Raw genomic sequence first — 18,695 nt, forward strand, 5'->3', positions numbered from 1 at the left:
GCTTGCGTATCGACGTTGCGGCATGTACTTATTGCTCAGTCTGCACGTCTTGCTGTCCTAACCAAGCCATTATAATGAAAGACAGGGTACAGGAGACCAAACAACCGTACCCTGAGCATGAAGGTATTTGCCTTGTTGTGGAACATGCTGAAGGCGCGCTCTCTTCATATTTTCCGGAACTGGTTAGCGCAGCAAAACAGCTGCAGGCTATGAGAGCCCAGCGCATTTGTGCTTTGGTGGTCGGAGAGCGTATAGAAGACCTAGCCCAGCGTCTGCTTCAATGGGGAGTAAATGAGGTGTGGATGGTGAACAAACCGGGCATACAGCGTTACGCCGAAGATATACATTATAATTTGATTTCTGCGGTGCTCCGGGATCAAAGACCGTCTGTCGTGCTAGGTATGGCTACCGCATGGGGGAGGTCTATTTTCCCCAGAGTTGCAGTCCGCCTGCGGACGGGGCTATGCGCCGATTGCATCGATTTGAAGATGGGACCGGATCATGGGGATTTTATTATTACCAGACCGACGCAAATGGGCGAGCAATTCGCTGAGATAAAAATACCGGCAAGACGGCCGCAAATGGCAACTGTAAAAACCAATTTTTATTCCGCTGCTGAGACCGCACACGTCGTGCAGGGCAAGATTGTTGATCTAAGCTCCCAGTATTCTTGCTCTTCCTCAGTCCTGCAGTTTATGGGAGTAATTGAAGAAGCCGCGGGCAAGGAGAACATCGAGACTACAGAAATTATTGTTGCTGCCGGGAGAGGCATTCAAAACGCAGACAATCTTCGTTTAATCTATGCGCTCGCCGATGCGCTTGGGGGGAAAGTAGCGGTTACCAGACCGCTTGTAGAATGTGGATGGATGGATAGTATGCATCAAGTCGGACTGACAGGTAAAATGGTCAAGCCCAAACTGTACATTGCCTGCGGAGTGTCTGGGGCAGTGCAGCATAAGGTTGGGATGCATCATTCGGAGACGATAATTGCAATAAATACGGATCGCAATGCACCTATCTTTGATTACTCCACATATGGGATCGTAGGCGATCTTTTTACAGTCATACCTGAAATATTGTCGGCATTGAACACAGTACAGGAGGTTGGGCGATGATTGAGAAGGAGCTATTAAGACAACAAACGCTGCATACGATTGGCGTCATGCTCGATGAGCACTTGCTTCAGAAGGAGGATATGTTCAGGTTTCAAAGTGATGTCCACGACACATATTCTCCGGAATACATCCGGAGCGAGATGGAGAATTGGTACAGAACATTAGGAATCGAATATATCATCCAGCGAAAATTTTCACTTCGGATGCCGCAGTTTACGAGAGAAGAATTAGAAGAAGCGGACCGAAGAAACGAGATCATTTTATGTGTTCCCCAAGGCGTCAGTCGCAAGCAATTAGGCTGCTTGTTTAATATCCGCAATTGGGCGCTGGAGAGTGAACTGGTCGCAGCAACTCCGGAAATTGAGGATTTCTGGTTCACCGTTCCGCGGACAACCGAACCGGATATGCTGGATCGGACGGCTGTGGAAATACAGCGTACATACAAGAAAACCGGAAAATTGGGAATGAGTCTGGAGCGGTATCTGGTATTTGTCGCCCGCATGAGGCATCTGACAGGACAAACACCGGATATAAGGACAAAGATGTGGATTACCAACGGCAAATATGAAGGAAAGGCGATGCTTGTGGTTGGTTTCGACTCGGCTGGCGAGTTTACAGCACATGGCTGGATGCCGAATTTCCACTCGCCTATGGTGGGCGGACGTTATACCTGGATACCTGACCATATATAAACAGTAAGGAGACGGTTATTTCGGCTATGTACAATAAGTTCACTGAATCGGGGCCTCAGCCTAGTGTACACTTCACCACTGCTCGCAAGGCGGAACCGGGTCCTAATGAATTGTTCATTACCAACCGTTTTACTTTAACGGGAACGGTAAAGGACCCATCCTGCTTGCAGCTTTTTCATGGGGCATGCCATTTACCAGGGCATTATCCTTACTCCAGTGTCGGAGTAGTGACTAAAGCGGGGCTTGGAGCAGAGCATCGCGTAGGCCAGGCTCTTGTGTTTTCTCCTCATTATACAAAGGATGTATGTGTCCCTCTGCACAGTGGGGTGGATGGTCAGATCTTTATTTCCAACGACTTAGACCCTGTGACAGCTGCGTTTGTTCCTATGTTTTGTGTGGCACTAAATGTGTGTGAAGAGCTGGCAGATGAAGGCATTAAAACGGTGGAACTGTGGGGAATGGGACTGCTAGGAAAGCTTTTATTAAGGTTGCTTGAGCAGGATGAAGATTTGAGCTTCAGTGTTGAAAAGAAGGAGGCCAAGGATGAGATTTGGGCCGGGTTAAATAGCGGTGTGTGGGACTGCGAGGAGAGAGCCATTGTTGCACTTGATTCGGACCTGCTCTCGCAGGTTCAACGGCATTCGGCTTTAAAAAACGATCCACCAGACCAGCACATACAATTTATTGATCTGACAAGACCTGGAATACTTAAGGAATCCATAACGCATGACCGTATTCAGGAAATCTCTCGCAGAATTGGGAAGCAAGAGCTTGAAGTAACCAGCCTAATTGCCCAACATATTCATGCGGAACATATGGAGCAATTTATCAGGCAAGCGGCGGAAGGCTTTTTTGAAGGGAAAACTGTAGTCTATGACTGGTAGAGGAGGTTCGTCATGCAGTTGACACAAGGTGTTATGGATGTACCCGCACTCGATATTGCATTTTCTGAGCAGGAGCGGCGTATCATTATGGAGCGAATTGATGATTGTCTGTCGAGAGGAGCGTTGAGTCAGGGTAGGTATGTACAGGAGCTGGAGGAACGTTTTGCCCGGTATGTAGGAGTTACTCATGCCATTGCGGTTAATTCGGGTACAAGTGCGATTGAAGCGGTAATGAGAGTGCTCGAAGTAAAGGGGCAGGAAGTGCTGGTTCCGGCAAATACGTTTATTGCCACGGCTTCCAGTGTCCTGTTTGCCGGAGGGCATGTTCGCCTTGTTGATATTGATCCCCGTACATTCTCGGTGTCGCTGGCTGAAATAAAGAAGCAGGCCACAAGTCGTACCCGAGGGGTTATTATCGTACATATTGGCGGAATTGTTACACCGGAGATTGAAGAAATCAGGCAATGGTGCGATGAGCAGGGGCTCTGGTTATTTGAAGATGCCGCTCATGCACATGGCAGCAGGATGGCTGGAAAAGGTGCGGGAGCTTTCGGAATTGCCGGAAGTTATTCCTTTTTTGCCACGAAAATCATTACCTCGGGGGAAGGAGGGATCATTGTCACAAACGATCATTCAATGGCTGAGAAGCTGCGAATGTTCCGCAATCATGGCAAGCCCCAGCCCTGGGAGACTTACCACACCTCGCTTGGCAACAATTATCGAATGAGTGATATCACAGCTACGATAGCGCTTACCCAGTTTGAGCGACTCGACGCGATCATTGAACAACGGGAAGCGATCGCCAACCGTTATACTTCCTTCTTTACGAAAAATCTTCCTGATTTCGAGATTGTGATGCCGCAGGACAGATGCAGTTGGTATAAGTACATTGTTATAGTGCCTTTGGACGTTGATAGTTCCGATTTGAAGGACAGACTCAAGGAGAAAGGCGTTTCGCTCCAAGGGGAGGTATATGCAACGCCGCTTCATAGGCAGCCGATCGCTGCTTCCCTACAGTTCAGTGGGGAATATCCGCTAGCGGATGATTATTGTCGGCGTCATATCTGCTTGCCGATTTATCCCAATTTGACTGATGAGCAGATCGATTATGTTTTGGCTGTATTCTTAAGTGTGGTCGCAGAGTTAAGGGGGCAGCAATGAAAGAGGGCATTATTATTGATAATCTGAGAAAGGTCTATCGCGTCCCTGTAAGAGAACATGGGTTAAAGCATGCGTTTAAAAGTCTGATCAAAATGGAATACAACGAAGTTGAGGCGGTAAAAGGTATCGACCTCAGGGTTGAGCCGGGAGAAATTGTCGGGTTCATCGGACCTAACGGCGCGGGAAAGACAACCACGCTGAAGATGCTCTCCGGTATCCTGTATCCGACATCAGGCGACATTTCCGTCTATGGCTTCAAACCGTGGGAACGCCAACATAAGTTTCTGCGCAACATCAGTATGGTAATGGGGAACAAATCGACGTTAACCTGGGATATTACGGTCGAGGACTCTTTCTTTGTGATGAAGGAAATATACGGAGTCTCTGATGCTGATTTTAAACAAAGACTCAATGAGCTAAAAGAACTGCTGGATATAGGGCATCTGCTTAAGAATCAGGCGCGGAATCTCTCTTTGGGAGAACGCTCCAAGTGTGAATTAACAGCAGCGTTGTTACACCAGCCACGTGTATTGTTTTTGGATGAGCCTACTTTGGGGCTAGATGTCAGCATGCAGCTGCGGCTTCGCAGTTTTATCAAGGAGTATAACCAAAAACATGAGACAACCATCCTGCTTACCAGTCACTATATGGAGGATATTTCTTCCCTTTGTAAACGGGTTGTACTGATCAATCAAGGCAAGCTGTTATACGACGGATCTCTGGAGCAGCTGAGCGGTAAAATAGCTCCCTACCGCATTCTCAAAGTCAGTTTTATGGATGAAGACGTAACGGGCACAATTGAAGAGCTAAAGGAGAAGTTTACTGACAGCTTGCAGGTCATGGAGCTTGCGGAAAGCTACGTATTGTTTAAGATTCAGAAGGAAGCTGTACCTGAGATTGTTTCAGAAATCTTTAATAGCTATTGCATTGGAAATGTAACAATCAATGATGCTCCAATCGATTCTGTAATTGATGAAGTGTATCGAGAGGGGAGGCTCCTTTGAATTTTCGCGGAGGCTTTGCGCTGATACGTAGGACTATGTTCGGGTTTATGGCTGAGAAAGGGTTTTTCTGGACATTGACGCTTGGTTGGATGATGGGACCTATCATCTATATGTTTGTTTGGACCGTTGCTGCGGGGGATGGGAGCATAACCGGGTTCACTCAGCAGGATTTTGTGAGGTATTATATTCTGTTAATTCTTGTGAACCAGCTGACCTACCCTACCTCACACTGGACGGTCGGCGATCAAATCTATGGCGGCAAGATGTCGATTGTATTGTTGAGGCCGATATCGCCTTTTTACGATGTGGTTGCGTCAGATTTGGCTGTCAAAATCGTCTGTATGCCTTTTGTTATATTTGTTGCCGGCGTGGCTGCCATTTTTTTGAACTTCAGACTGGCTATATCCGGTCTGGACTTGCTGGTGGCCGTTTATCTTCTTCTCATGGCTCAAATAATCAGATTTATGCTGGCCTATACACTTTCCCTGTTTGCATTTTTCACCAATAAAATCAAGTCCTTGCTTTCTATTAACGACACCCTGGTATTTTTGCTGGCCGGACAGGTAGCGCCTTCGTCGTTGCTTCCGGGATTTATGCAGGATATCTCGGATTATTTGCCTTTTCAATATATGATCAGCTTTCCGATAGAGTTTTCCCTTGGAAAGTTGGATCATTCACAGCTTGTTTTTGGCATAATTGTTCAATTCATTTGGGCGGTCGTTATCATATTATGTAACCGTTTAGTGTGGAAAAAAGGGATTCGTGCATACATGGCCGTGGGAGGGTAGGGAACATGCTGAGATATATGCGTTTGCTGAGATTGTTTTTCTCTACAGCGCTTCTAAAGGAAGCGTCATTCCGCGGTGACTTTCTAATCAAAATTTTGTATACCGCAATTAATTTAACCGGGACGATTGGCGGGATCGCGATCCTCTTTTCCAACACAAATTCGCTTAACAGTTGGACTTTTGCGGATACGCTGGCATTATCGGGCGTTTACTATTTTATTTTGGCAATGAAAAATCTATTTGTTGGTCCAAGCCTTGGCTCATTAGCCGGGATGGAAGGGGAGCTATGGACTGGAGGATTTGATTTAACACTGCTCAAACCGATTGAGACCCAATTTTATGTGAGCACGAGATACTGGTCTCCGCTTAATCTGTTTGATGTTATGGTGGGAGTAGCGGTGATGGTGCTTGGCGTTTCTCAAATGCAAGAAGCGATAGGAATATCCACTTGTCTGATGTTTGTATGGGCCATTTGCAATGCTTTACTGCTGTTGTACTCAATACTGCTATTATTAAGCTCTTTGGCGTTTTGGTATGCCGGAAGTCCGATGTTGAGTATATTCGACAGTATCATGCAGATGGGTAGATTTCCGGTCAATGTATATCAGAAACCAATCCAATTGGCGCTTACCTGGATCGTTCCTGTCGCCTTTATCGTTTCTATTCCTGCAGAAGCATTAGTGGGCAGGGTAAGCCTATCCTATTTATTCGGAGGCAGCTTGCTAGCTGCGGTTTTGCTAATGTTAGCCAGTGCGTTTTTTAAACGAGCAGTGAAAAAATATGCAAGTGCTTCAAGCTGAGGAGGATTCTAAGTGGACACTTCTTCCATATTTGATTTGATTTATTTCAATTGCTTGAATAATCCAGGGCTTACGGCCATTGATTATGAAGGATCAACGATCTCTTATGAAGAGCTACGGCAGGAACTGGAGCACAGTAGTGAGAAGCTGGATCTCGCGGGGATCCGGCCCGGGCACAGAGTTGCCTTAGCCGTTGCAGACAAATCTGCTTTTATCATGCTGTGGCTTGCATGCTGGCATACGGGAGCCGTTCCGATCCCATTTGAACCTGTGAAGAACTTACCGGAACTGGAGAGAATGCACTCGTCAAGCCATTGTCAGTATTTAATTTGCGATCCAATTGATTCGGAGGGCAGCAGTCAGCTTGAGCTCGTACTCAGAGTACCGATGTTTATTTTTAGGACTGCAACGCTTTTTTTACAGGCAGATAAGCAGTCTGATGAAGATATTGCTTTGAATTTTTATACCTCAGGAACGACTGGACCGCCTAAATGTGTACAGTTCAGCCATCGGGCCATCTACAATAATGTAATGGCTATCTGTAGAGGGCTTGAGATTACTGCAAACGACAAGCTGTTCACACCGATTTCGCCGTGGCTGCCCGCGACGCTAACCACTGTAGTCCTACCGGCCCTCTGTGCCGGTGCTACATTAATCATGTCGAAGGGAACAATGCCTGCTAGAATTTGCGAGCAGATCAATCGCAAAGAGGTAACGATTCTTTTTGCGGTTCCCTATATGTATGCCTTGCTTAATGAGTCAGTCGTGTCATCCTCAAGTGTAGCTTGGGATAAAGTGAGACTGTGCATCAGCTGTTCTGCCCATCTGGACGCAGCGACTTTTAATGACTTTTATAAGCTATCGGGCAAGTCTATCCGTTCATTGTTCTGTTCATCCGAAGGTGGGGCAATTGCCTATAATCCTTCAAATGAGCAAGAACTGATCAGAGATTCGGTGGGACAGCCACATCTGGGAGTTTCTATTCGGCTGCTTGACCCGGAGGGGCACGAGGTTGCTCATGGAGAGGAGGGAGAGATATGGGTCAGCGGCGCTCATATATCGTGCGGGTATTACGGGCAGCCAGAGTTGCAGGCAGAGGTCTTTCAACAGGGTTGGGTACGTACGGGTGATCTGGGAAGGTTGGATGAGGCTGGGTATCTGTATTTGTCGGGGCGGCTTTCTGATAACATCAATGTCGGCGGACATTTGGTAAATCCGGCAGAGATTGAACAAGTCCTGCTGCTCCATAACGGCATTAAAGAAGCACTTGTATTTGGTGTTTCCGATAAATACTATGGCAGCAAGCTGATTGCGGAGATTGTGCCGCTGGATGCCCAGGTATCAGCCGATGATATTATCAGATTCTGTTCAGCGAGACTTGCGGCATATAAGGTGCCTAGAGTAATCAAGTGGACGGATAACATTCCCAAGGGTCGCTATGGGAAGAAGCTGAGAAATCAGAATCAAGCAGCCAGTCACATCCTGACGCCATGAGATTTCTGGTGACAGGTTGCAGCGGTTTTATCGGGAGCAGGTTAACAAGCAGTTTACTGGAACAGGGACATGCTGTCAGAGGGCTTGTATTGCCGAAGGAAAAAGGCGTTGGCGAAACACTTGCAGAATTGGGTATGGAACTGTGGGTAGGCGACGTTCTGAACCCTGAAACGATGGATGGCATAGGGGAGGATATTGATGTCGTCTATCATCTTGCCGGCAAACATTCTGGTTCTGTGTCCCGGATGAGGCAGCTTTATGTAGAGGGGACGCGGAATCTGCTGGACCAACTTTTGCGCAGCGGAACGTATGGCAAGTTCATTGTGGCAAGCAATGGGGCTGTATATGGAAGCGACAACGTTTGTGTGGCCGATGAATCTGTACTGTGCCATCCCGTTCATCCATTTGGAAGAATTACACTCGAAATGGAGCAGCTGGTCCAGCAATACTGCACCCATGCGAAATTTTCTTATATCATTCTCAGGATCGCTGAAGTGTACGGCCCGCTTGAGCATAATTATATCCGGCAATTAATGCGCTGCACTCAGATGCTGGGGAACGGACGCAGTTACTCATCTAAAGTGCATATTGACGATGTTATTTCAATGATGCAGTTGGCCTGGAGCAATCTTGTTGTTCAAGAGATTTATAACGTGAGTGATGATCTTCCTCTAACACAGGAGGAATTGATAAAAGAGGTTCGGAAATATGCTCAACTGTCTGAAATACAATGGATTTCTCCTGAGGCTGTCACTGAGCGTATCAGACTAAGTATACATGGTTTACGCGCCCTTTCCGTACGTATGGGAAACGAAAAGATAAAAAAGAATGCCGATGTACGGCTGGCATACCCTACTTACGCCCATGCGATTCCTTATTTAATCGAAGAAATGTCCAATAGAAGCGAGGTGAATAGTTTGTGAGTCCGCCAAGAATTATGCTTCTTCCAAGCCCCCCTAGCTCCGGTTCTGTAGGATCAGTAAGCAAAACGCTGGGCATTGCCAAGGTTCTGCAAAGCCAAGGTTGCACGGTCAGCTTTGTGATTGGCGGCAAGCTTGCTGAATTTGTCCGAGCCAACGGCTTTCAGGTTTATGACTATCCGATTCCGCTTCCTTCAGCGAATTCCGGAGATGTTCGCAGTGCTGCCGATTATGTGGAGTGGACAGGGATGGCAGAATCGGGCTTTATCCGTCAAGCGGTTGAGGCTGAACTGAAGGCGATACAGGCTTTTAAACCCAACGCTATATTTGCCGAGTCTCGTCCGAGTGCTTCCATTTCAGCTGCCGTGGCCCAGATTCCCGCTTTGATGATTGCGAGCTGGCCAAGCCATCCAGCCTTCCCGGCCAACCTACAGTATCCGGGATCTGCCAAAGCTATCGCCGCTTTTAACGAGGTGTTGGCGGATTATTCACTGGATTCTGTTTCCAATCTGGCTGAATTATTATTTTCAAGAGCAACGATTAAAATGGCACCGACACTACCGGAACTGGAGCCGGAGCTGGCTGCGTTGAAGGAGTGCGATTTCGCCGGTTACATTCTGGATTTGGAGGCAAGACAATCTTCAAATCTGCAGTGGCATCCGGACTGGCAGGACAAGCCGCTAATTTTTATTTATTTAAGCGTTAGTGCCATTCCCCCTTTAATTTATATTGAGCTGGTCAAAGAGATCTTTGACAAGCAACCCTACCGTGTTGCCTGTTTATGCGGATTTCATTATGAGCTTAAGGCGCTTCCTGACCATACCGACAATATTCAATTCCATTGGTTTATCCCGGCTGCTGAAATTATGCCGGAAGCAGCTCTGGTAATCTTTCATGGCGGACAAGATACTATGCTTACGACAATGCTGCATGGACTTCCGAGCATAACCATTCCCGGTCAACATTTTGAACGGGACTATAATTGTACGCAGCTCCAAAATCTTGGGCTCACTTATAAACTACCCGTTCAAGCATTCAGACCAAGCCGTATCCGTAAGATTGTTGAGACAGCGTTGAACGATAATTTGGCTGAGCTTCGCGGGCATTATAGGTCCAAGCTGAGGACTTTAAGCGGAACTGAGAATTGCTGTGCTGCATTGATCGCACTGGCACAAAAAAATAGCTGGCAGGTGTAATTTATGAAGATATCTGTTCCATATAACGGCGATATCCAGCTTATTGACGAGCTGGGCGGATACGAATATATCAGCTGCTTCTTCGGTGGTTCTTCTAAGGAGGGCTGTGGAAGCGGAAGATCGGCTGCGGCAATGCCGATAAGTACGCGGAGCGATATTGAACAAGCGGTTAAGCGGGCCCATATGTACAACAAAGAGTTTAACTATTTGATGAACAGTTCCTGTCTCGGCAACAGGGAATATGAGGATGAAGGCTACCGACAAATTGTAGATCAAATGGATTGGGCTGCTGAAATAGGTGTAGACTGGATCACCTTAGCCAATCAGCTGCTTGTGGATATTTGCAGGAGAAGACATCCTGAGATCAAAGTGAGCTTGTCCTCCTTTGCGGTGGTCGAAAGTGTGGAACGGGCAAAATACTTTGATTCAATGGGCGTCAAAGAGATCACAGTGAGAGAAAATATAGCCAGAGATTTCAGGCTGCTTGAACGTATACAGAACAGCGTTGAATGTGAAATCCAGGTCATTGTCAATCAGACCTGTCTCTATGAATGTCCAATGCAGGTCTATCATGACAATGTAATGAGCCATGGCTCATCCAACCGTGGAACGGATAACCAAAGCTTTATGGATTATTGCTCCGTCAAATGCACTTACGAGAAATTTAATGATCCAGGGAATATCATGAAGGCGCGCTGGATCAGGCCTGAGGATTTGGCGGAATATGAGAAGATAGGCATACACCGTTTTAAGCTGACAGACCGGTCAAAATCTACTGCCTGGCTGTTGCAGGCGGCGAAAGCCTATCATGATAGGCAGTATCCGGGGAACTTGGCTGATATTTTGAACATCGTTCACACCAACCATCGCAGAGCCGCCGGTGCGGTTACACGAGAAAAGGCGGTTTTTTCCCGGCAAACGCAGCAGAGCCGCCAGAGCATCCGTGCCCTGACCTTATTGGATGTTTATCTTGACAATTCTAAGCTGCAAGGTTTTATTGATTTTTTCAAAGAAGTCGATTGCCGGTCGCTGGATTGTGCGGTATGCGGGTATTGCGATCAATTTGCCGTTGAAGCCCTTTCGTTTCCTGATCCTTCTGCCCGGACCAAGAGCTTGAACATGCTGCAGCAGCTGGTACAAGATACGGCAGAGCGGCAACCAAAGGTTTTCTGAGAGGAGATAAAAGCATGCAGAACAAGGAGATTCTGGGTAAGCTGGCCGCTATTTTTTCAGAGGTCTTGAGCAAGGAGGTTACAATGGAGGAACTGGATGCGCAAGCGGATTTACTTGAAGCGTTCCATATGGATTCACTGATTGCTTTGCAGATTATCGTTAAGATTGAACAGCAGCTTGGAATCGTCATTGAAGATGATGACCTGGCACTGGAACTATTAAATGATACCGGAAAATTGACGGCATATATTGAGGGACAGTCGGAAAGGGTGAGCAGCTGACGATGAATCTTTTGTTTCTTTCTGAAGGTGCTTATTTTGCCTATTATCAAGGGGCCGTCAAGGCTAACCGTGCAGTATTCGAATCCCTGGCTGCCAGGGGACATCAATGTAGAGTAGTCCATCTGGTAGACCAGGAAGATTCTCTGTTACAGGTGGAGGAACAGCTGCAGGAGCATGGGGTAAACGATATTATTCGTTCCGCGCATAGTCTTCAGGGTACAGTAAATGGTGTAGAATGCCATTTCACCACGAGTGTTATGCTGTTATACAGAACAGCAGGGGATTTGATGAAAAAAGGTAAGCCGGACGTGGTTCTTGTGAATATGGCTTACCACACCATGGTTGCTGCGGGAATAAAGCTCGTGGCTGGAAGCGCATCAAAATTGGTTGTGATTTGTCATGATGTGATCACTCTCCCTTTTGGGCCGCATAGCTGGATCGAAAATCCGCTGCTCCGACAGGAGCTTGCCCAGGTCTCCGGCTTTATTGGTGACAGTGATTTCGTAGCTCATAATATCACCGAATGGGGTAGTTATACCAATGCTGTTTCGCTACGTTTCCCAATTTATGGGGATGGTATTTTTCCAACCTTTCATAATTTCAACAGAGGATACATCGCGATATGCAACCCTACAGAGATAAAGGGTTTATCCATTTTTCTGAAGCTGGCTCAAGCTTTTCCGGACTATCCTTTTGCTGCGATAATTACATGGGGCGATTTGAAGCAGGAGGAACAATCCGCTTTACGTGCTCTGCCTAATGTGACACTGCTTGAACCGGAGCGCGAGATGAATTTGATTTTTGAACAGGTACGAGTGTGGCTTCATCCTTCCATCTGCGCTGAAGCTTTTGGGCAGACAGTAATTGAAGCGATGCTAAGAGGTATTCCTGTTATTGCAAGCGACCAAGGCGGTCTCATGCAATCGAAATGCAAGGTTGACTATAATCTTCCGGTGACGCCGATTACGGAAACTTACAAGGATGAAGCAACAGGACATACAATGCCGGTTATTCCCGAACAGGATACTGCCATATGGGTGGAGACTTTGCAACGGCTGCTGACGGACAGGACACTCTACGAATCCATTTCTGCAGCCTCTAAAGCTGCCGCGCAGGAATTTATAACGGAGGCCCAGCCTGAAAAATTCGAACTGTATCTGGAGAATATGCTGCAATCCGAAATGTCAGCAAGGTGAGGTGAAGAGTGTGGAAAAGACATTGGATACATCCGCCATTTCCGTTACATTGCTCGACTGTCTTCATCGCGCTTTAACAACAGGAGATATTGAACTTTGGCTGGAGACCCAGTATTTCGAAGATGAAATGGAAGCTGAATCACAGCGGGCATGGTTCCATGGGTATTTACAAAAAACAGTTCCGACTTGCATAGAATTTAACGTACGAAATGTCAGAATAAGTCTTGCTGAAATTGTTGCTGCCTGTACTTTGACCTTTACTTATGAAGAGTTTGACCAGCTAAAGGATGAGCATATTTATACTATGCGCTATGTTGAAGACAAAAAAGAATGGAAGGTTGTAACGATCGAGAAAAGCTGGCTACCGTTTGGTTCGGCCGAAGCCGATCTAATTTATTACGATACTTATTCCATGACTGATCTCTTCTGGTGGACCAATGAAGCGGAATTGGAGATTGTTAGAAACAGCAACGATCCTCTGCCGGCGAATTTATACGCTCGGGCAATTCCACGAAATATACGTTCCCGGGAAGTGCACTCTGAATTGGAATGTGCGGCCATTCTATCCAATATGCTGTCTTTGCGCGTAGCTGATCTGGCAGCATTGCTGTTTCAGCCAACCGCTCTAGGGACGCTGGAGTCCTTATATCATTTTGCAAGTGAAAATATCAATTTCCAGATTGAGCGGCCTGATCGTAACAGCAGCTGGTCAAGCAAATTTACTGCTCCAACGTTTAGTTATGATGAATTGTTGACCTTGGCTGAAGATCACTTTCCACTAACCGCTAATTGTACGCCGCTTATGTCATTTTATTTTGCGGTGCTCCGATTATGCGGCTTGGCGGCTTCGGATATCGTCCAGCTCCGTTTAGTTAATTACGATTGTTTGCTCGTCTCCATCACTGGAGAGGCATATCTGTTTTTCACAGATCGGATTGTTAAATTAAATGCAGGTACTTACTATTATCAGACCGAAATCAGCAAGCTGTTCAATGAGAGGGAGTATTGGTCTGCTGCCGGAAGTTCGAATTTATCAGACCGGATGGTGGAGCAGTTAAATAACTGGTTCAAGGATGGTATTGTATTTAAATTCTCGCGTCCGCTAACAACGGGAATTAGATATATGGATGAATGCCCAATGCCCAGTTTAAAAGAATGCGCCGACCCGCTGCAACTTCATCGGTTGCTGCGTCAAACGATGCTGAGATATAGCTGCAATCTGCCGGATTCTGTATATACGTACGCCAAATATGCTTATCAGACACTATTAGTAACAAAACCGCAGGCTTATGTTCTCGCATCTATGAATAGTCCGCTTATTCGTCAGTTCCTGAGCGACTATAATACGAGACAGCATTTTTTTGAATATGTGGATTTATTGAAGAAGAAATCCATATTTCGGGAACATGACCGACTGATGACTGCGGACCAAGTAATACGTCACGGTACCGCCGATCCTGCTTCCCTTACAGTGTTGGTGTATGTCTGGTTAAATCAAAGCCACCAGTCTCAAGGCGGGGTTTGTATAACTGATGAAGATAGCTATTGTTTTTTTGAAGGAGAAATATGGAGCGGCAAAAAACGAAAACCAGCATCAAAGATGCAAGGAAATCTGTTAGTAGCTTTTAACCATGAATCATGCTTCAGTGAGCTGATGAACATTTCTGAAGCGAAGACCGAATGGATAACATTCATACGGCAGCATATGACGATGTCTCATGAAGGAGCCGATCACATTGAATGACTGGATTAAAATTCAAGGTGCGAGAGAAAACAATCTGAAAAATATATCTCTGTCTATCCCCCGAAACAAACTAGTGGTGTTAACTGGATTGTCTGGTTCCGGCAAATCAACGCTTGCCATGAATACCTTGCAGCAGGAATGTCAGAGGCAATACATGGATTCGCTCGGTATGATAAGTGATTTTATCCACAAACCTAAGGTTGATTCTATTGAAGGGTTGTCGCCTTCCATCTGTATTGACCAGCGCCACACTAACCGAAATCCCCGGTCAACCGTTGGAACTACAACGGAATTGTACACCTTGCTTCGTATATTGTTTACCAAAAGCGGAGAAAGACCTTGCCCTAATTGCGGAAGCCAAGTCAAGGGTCCAAGTAGTGCTGACATCTGGCAGGAAAACTATGAGTCGATCGAAACAGAGATTAAAGATCTTCCTATGTCCTATTCCGATGAGGGCAAAGCCGTGTGCCCAGAGTGCAGCCATGAGCTTAGAGCATTGACCATGTCCCATTTCTCTTTCAATAAACCTGAAGGCGCATGTCCGGTTTGTATGGGCTTGGGGGTTGAACGAAAACCGAATTTACAAGAAATTTTCAATGACAGCCTCAGCTTGAAGCAGTGTGCACTTAAGGGGAGCAATCCTCATGGAGCACAGTTAATGGCCGATAATTTGGTTGCAGCCGGTAACTATTACGGATTTGTGTTTGATTCTGATAAACCCTTGAGAGATTTGGGCACGGTCGAACGGGATCTGCTGTATTTCGGTGTATACAGCCAGCGATTTATCAGGCATTTTCCTGAGAAGACCCCTCCAACTTATGCTGCAGAGGGAAGGTTCGAGGGAATTCTGACCAACCTGGAACGCAGATACAAGGAACGCGGACACGAATCGGACTATCGAGAGAAGATTGAAAAATTCTTTCATCTGCAAGAGTGTGCGGATTGTCACGGTACGAAGCTGAACACAGACAGTCGAGCGGTTACGCTAGCCGGGAAAAGTATCACCGAAGCATCTGCAATGCCGCTCTTCCATTTGCTTGGCTGGTTGCGTAAAGTGTCCGCTCAACAGCTAGAGGGAAGTCAGGATCCGCTTATGAACATCGTTTCCGAAATGGAAAAAAAGCTGGCTCGCTTGATTGAAGTGGGTGTCGGCTACTTAAGCTTGGACCGATCCACCGTTTCTTTATCTCTGGGAGAAATGCAGAGGCTTAAGCTCGTCTCATTAATCGGAGCTAGCTTAACAGGAGTTTTGTATATTCTCGATGAACCGACAATTGGCCTTCACCCGATAGATACCGAAGGCCTGCTCCGGGTGCTCCGGCAGTTGCGTGATCTTGGAAATACGGTTCTAGTTATCGAGCATGACCCGGATGTTATGCGGGCGGCCGATTACATTATTGACATCGGACCGGGTGCGGGCAAGCAAGGGGGAGAAGTGGTTGCGGCTGGCTCCGTGCAGCAGCTGATTCAGTGCAGCAGATCATGGACCGGGCAGTATTTCGCTGGTGAAGATACAGTGGTTCTTCCTGAACAGCGCCGCAGAGGAAACGGGAAATGCATTGAGATTACAAACGCCAATCGCCATAACCTTAAGGAGGTAAGTGTGAATATCCCGTTGGGCAAGCTCGTTGTGCTGACCGGGGTATCAGGGTCGGGGAAATCGACTCTTATGTTCGACGTTCTGGCTCGATCCGCACAGCTTCATTTTACCCAAAGCACCGAGACTGATGCCTATGCAGATGTTAAGGGCTGGGAGAATGTGCATAAGGTCATTAGCTTTGATCAATCCCCTATCGGTCAGACTGCAAGATCAAACGCGGCAACTTACACAGATGTGTACACGGCGATAAGGAATATTTTTGCTGCGCTGCCTGAAGCGAAAATGCGTAATCTCCAGGCCAAACACTTTTCTTGCAACGTACCCGGCGGCCGATGCGAACGCTGTCAGGGAGCCGGGCTTGTGCAAGTGAATTTGCAATTCCTACCGTCGGTTGAGACCCCATGTCCTGTATGCCGGACCAAACGATTTAAGCCGGAGATTCTGGATGTAAAGTATAAAAACCATAGCATTTCAGATGTATTGGCTTGCTCTGTAAAAGAAGGGATGGAACTGTTCGCGGATGAACCATCCGTATATAACAAGCTGGATGTGATGTGCCGTATTGGGCTGGATTATTTAATTCTGGGCCAGCCGGCAACCACTTTGTCCGGCGGGGAGGCACAACGGGTAAAGTTGGCCAGAGAGCTCTCCAAAAGCAGTAGACACCACACCTTGTACTTGCTTGATGAACCAACAACAGGCCTGCATCCGCATGATGTGATTAAGCTGATTGATATGCTTGGGCAGTTGGTCGACTCGGGTAATTCTGTCGTTGTGATAGAACATAATACCGATGTCTTAGTCATGGCGGACTGGATTATTGACATGGGGCCGGAGGGAGGCCTGGAGGGGGGACAAGTCTTGGGTGAAAGCACACCAGAGAACATCGCGGAAATCAAGAATTCCAAAACAGGTCGAATTGTAAATCAGCTTCTCAATCAATATCAACAAAACTTAGAGGGGGAGTATACGTGTTAATTCTTGGTTTAAGCGGTGGGCTAGGACATGATTCAGCGGCATGTTTGGTTCATGATGGCGTTTTGGTGGCCTATGCTGAGGAGGAGCGTTTTTGCCGAAAAAAACATGCTTACGGAGAGCCCCCGGTTTTGTCGCTCCTCAATTGTCTGTCACAAGCGGGCGTTGCTTTTGAAGATATCGATCTGATTGCTTTATCATGGGACCCGCAAAAAGCGGAAGAATTGGGGATATTGGAGAAATTCAAGAAGCACCCGGTATTATCAGGCAAAAAAATGCCCACTATCATTTCGGTCAGCCACCATTTATGCCATGCGGCAAGTGCCTACTATTTATCCGGGTTCGATGATGCGGTGATTTTGGTCATGGACGGACAAGGAGACGATATTTCAACCACAGTAGCCTATGGGAAGAATGAGCATATTGAGGTTAAGCAAGAATACGGGATTTCACAATCGCTTGGATTTTTTTATTCCATAGTCAGTGATTATTTACAGCTTGGAGCATCGGGAGAAGGAAAGCTGATGGGATTAGCCTCTTATGGAGAGTCAGTCTATGACTTTTCTGTACGGTTGACGGAAGACGGGTACGAGATTCCTATCGGAGAACCTGATAGTTCGCTTGGTTTGGAGGATAAGTATAACAAGCTGACCCGAATATGGATGAAGGAAATGTACCGTAAATTCGGTGATCCTCCAAAACGTATCTATAGCAATAATACACTGTATGGCGGGCTCAATTATACGGTCGAATACAGCAAGAAGCACAAAGATATTGCCGCATCGGCGCAGCAGGCGCTGGAAGACACTATTGTGCATCTTTGCCAGCAGACCATCCGGCAAGGCAACAGTAAAAATTTGGTGATAGGCGGAGGTGTTGCTCTCAATTGTACGACGAATGGAAGGCTGGAACGCCTCGGAATGTTCGATGAAATCTTCGTATTACCGGCAACCAATGATGCTGGGGGCTGTATCGGAGCTGCCATGATTGCCTCTAAAGAACGTTCCGTTCTCCCTGTAAAGGGCAGACTGAAGACTCCTTACTGGGGAATTTCCTATGATGACAACCATATATCGGAGGTATTAAAAAAGCTTGGTTTGAAGTATAACTATTCATCCGATATTTGCCGGCAGACGGCAGAACTGATTGATAGAGGTAAAGTCATTGGCTGGTTCCAAGGCGCAGCCGAGATGGGGCCAAGGGCATTGGGCAATCGTTCCATAACAGCCAGTCCTGCAAGTTATGATTCATATGTAAAAGTCAATCAAAAAATCAAATTCAGAGAATCCTGGAGACCGCTGGCGCCAAGTATTATGGATGAACATTCGGATTGGTTGGTGGAGGAGGCGCAGTATTCGCCGTATATGCTGAAAGCCTACACAGTCAAAGAAGAGAGAAGGCAAGCTGTTCCTGCCATCGTGCATGTAGATGGATCCACTAGACCGCAAACGGTCCGAAGCGAGGTGAATCCGGTCTGGCATCAGCTTATTGCCGAGCATTATAAGTTGTCTGGAATTCCGCTGATAATGAACACATCGCTTAACACACGAGGAGAACCGGTGTGTGAGACTCCATACGACGCCATCAAAACCTTCTATACCTCCGCTATGGATGCGCTGGCGGTCGGCAATTACTTAATCGAAAAATAATACGGGAAACGAGGGGATTTGAC

At 46.7% G+C, this 18,695-nt stretch carries 16 protein-coding genes; all 16 read left to right on the forward strand.

Annotated features, from left to right (window positions below):
• Positions 1-2: 2 nt before the first annotated feature.
• The 16 genes from MHB37_RS11435 to MHB37_RS11510 are packed head-to-tail and all read left to right on the forward strand — an operon-like array spanning position 3 to position 18,672.
• Positions 3-1,115 (forward strand): FAD-binding protein, encoded by a 1,113-nt coding sequence (locus tag MHB37_RS11435; protein ID WP_405169594.1) that lies wholly within the window; start codon positions 3-5, stop codon positions 1,113-1,115.
• Positions 1,112-1,807, forward strand: coding sequence for a hypothetical protein (locus tag MHB37_RS11440; protein ID WP_036685905.1), 696 nt, complete (start codon positions 1,112-1,114; stop codon positions 1,805-1,807). The genes MHB37_RS11435 and MHB37_RS11440 overlap by 4 nt, the downstream gene beginning before the upstream one ends.
• Positions 1,808-1,833: 26 nt before the next feature.
• Complete coding sequence (locus MHB37_RS11445) at positions 1,834-2,691, forward strand: hypothetical protein (RefSeq protein ID WP_076129929.1); 858 nt, start codon at positions 1,834-1,836, stop codon at positions 2,689-2,691.
• Positions 2,692-2,703: 12 nt separating this feature from the next.
• On the forward strand, positions 2,704-3,852 hold the full coding sequence (locus MHB37_RS11450) for a DegT/DnrJ/EryC1/StrS aminotransferase family protein (protein WP_218641646.1): 1,149 nt from the start codon (positions 2,704-2,706) through the stop codon (positions 3,850-3,852).
• Positions 3,849-4,856: an ATP-binding cassette domain-containing protein gene (locus tag MHB37_RS11455; protein ID WP_076129930.1), complete on the forward strand. Its 1,008-nt coding sequence runs from the start codon at positions 3,849-3,851 to the stop codon at positions 4,854-4,856. Before MHB37_RS11450 ends, MHB37_RS11455 begins: the two co-directional genes overlap by 4 nt.
• Entirely contained in the window at positions 4,853-5,644 is a 792-nt protein-coding gene (locus MHB37_RS11460) for an ABC-2 family transporter protein (protein ID WP_038570104.1), read from the forward strand. The genes MHB37_RS11455 and MHB37_RS11460 overlap by 4 nt, the downstream gene beginning before the upstream one ends.
• 5 nt (positions 5,645-5,649) lie before the next feature.
• Positions 5,650-6,444, forward strand: coding sequence for an ABC transporter permease (locus MHB37_RS11465; protein ID WP_036685913.1), 795 nt, complete (start codon positions 5,650-5,652; stop codon positions 6,442-6,444).
• 12 nt (positions 6,445-6,456) lie between these two features.
• Complete coding sequence (locus tag MHB37_RS11470; RefSeq protein ID WP_076129931.1) at positions 6,457-7,938, forward strand: class I adenylate-forming enzyme family protein; 1,482 nt, start codon at positions 6,457-6,459, stop codon at positions 7,936-7,938.
• 8 nt (positions 7,939-7,946) lie between these two features.
• On the forward strand, positions 7,947-8,861 hold the full coding sequence (locus tag MHB37_RS11475; RefSeq protein WP_179088803.1) for an NAD(P)-dependent oxidoreductase: 915 nt from the start codon (positions 7,947-7,949) through the stop codon (positions 8,859-8,861).
• Positions 8,858-10,054, forward strand: a complete 1,197-nt coding sequence (locus MHB37_RS11480; RefSeq protein ID WP_076129933.1) for a glycosyltransferase — start codon at positions 8,858-8,860, stop codon at positions 10,052-10,054. The genes MHB37_RS11475 and MHB37_RS11480 overlap by 4 nt, the downstream gene beginning before the upstream one ends.
• A gap of 3 nt (positions 10,055-10,057) precedes the next feature.
• Entirely contained in the window at positions 10,058-11,227 is a 1,170-nt protein-coding gene (locus tag MHB37_RS11485; protein WP_076129934.1) for a peptidase U32 family protein, read from the forward strand.
• Positions 11,228-11,241: 14 nt separating this feature from the next.
• Positions 11,242-11,508: an acyl carrier protein gene (locus MHB37_RS11490; protein WP_036685924.1), complete on the forward strand. Its 267-nt coding sequence runs from the start codon at positions 11,242-11,244 to the stop codon at positions 11,506-11,508.
• 2 nt (positions 11,509-11,510) lie between these two features.
• Complete coding sequence (locus MHB37_RS11495) at positions 11,511-12,704, forward strand: glycosyltransferase (RefSeq protein WP_339173433.1); 1,194 nt, start codon at positions 11,511-11,513, stop codon at positions 12,702-12,704.
• A 10-nt stretch (positions 12,705-12,714) separates the two neighbouring features.
• Entirely contained in the window at positions 12,715-14,448 is a 1,734-nt protein-coding gene (locus tag MHB37_RS11500; protein WP_139329832.1) for a hypothetical protein, read from the forward strand.
• Entirely contained in the window at positions 14,441-17,026 is a 2,586-nt protein-coding gene (uvrA, locus tag MHB37_RS11505; RefSeq protein ID WP_405169254.1) for an excinuclease ABC subunit UvrA, read from the forward strand. Before MHB37_RS11500 ends, uvrA begins: the two co-directional genes overlap by 8 nt.
• A complete protein-coding gene (locus MHB37_RS11510; RefSeq protein WP_405169255.1) occupies positions 17,020-18,672 on the forward strand; it encodes a carbamoyltransferase in 1,653 nt (550 codons plus the stop codon). The genes uvrA and MHB37_RS11510 overlap by 7 nt, the downstream gene beginning before the upstream one ends.
• Positions 18,673-18,695 lie beyond the last annotated feature (23 nt).

This window comes from Paenibacillus sp. FSL H3-0286, from assembly GCF_045040705.1.
Lineage (GTDB): Bacteria > Bacillota > Bacilli > Paenibacillales > Paenibacillaceae > Paenibacillus_AQ > Paenibacillus_AQ odorifer.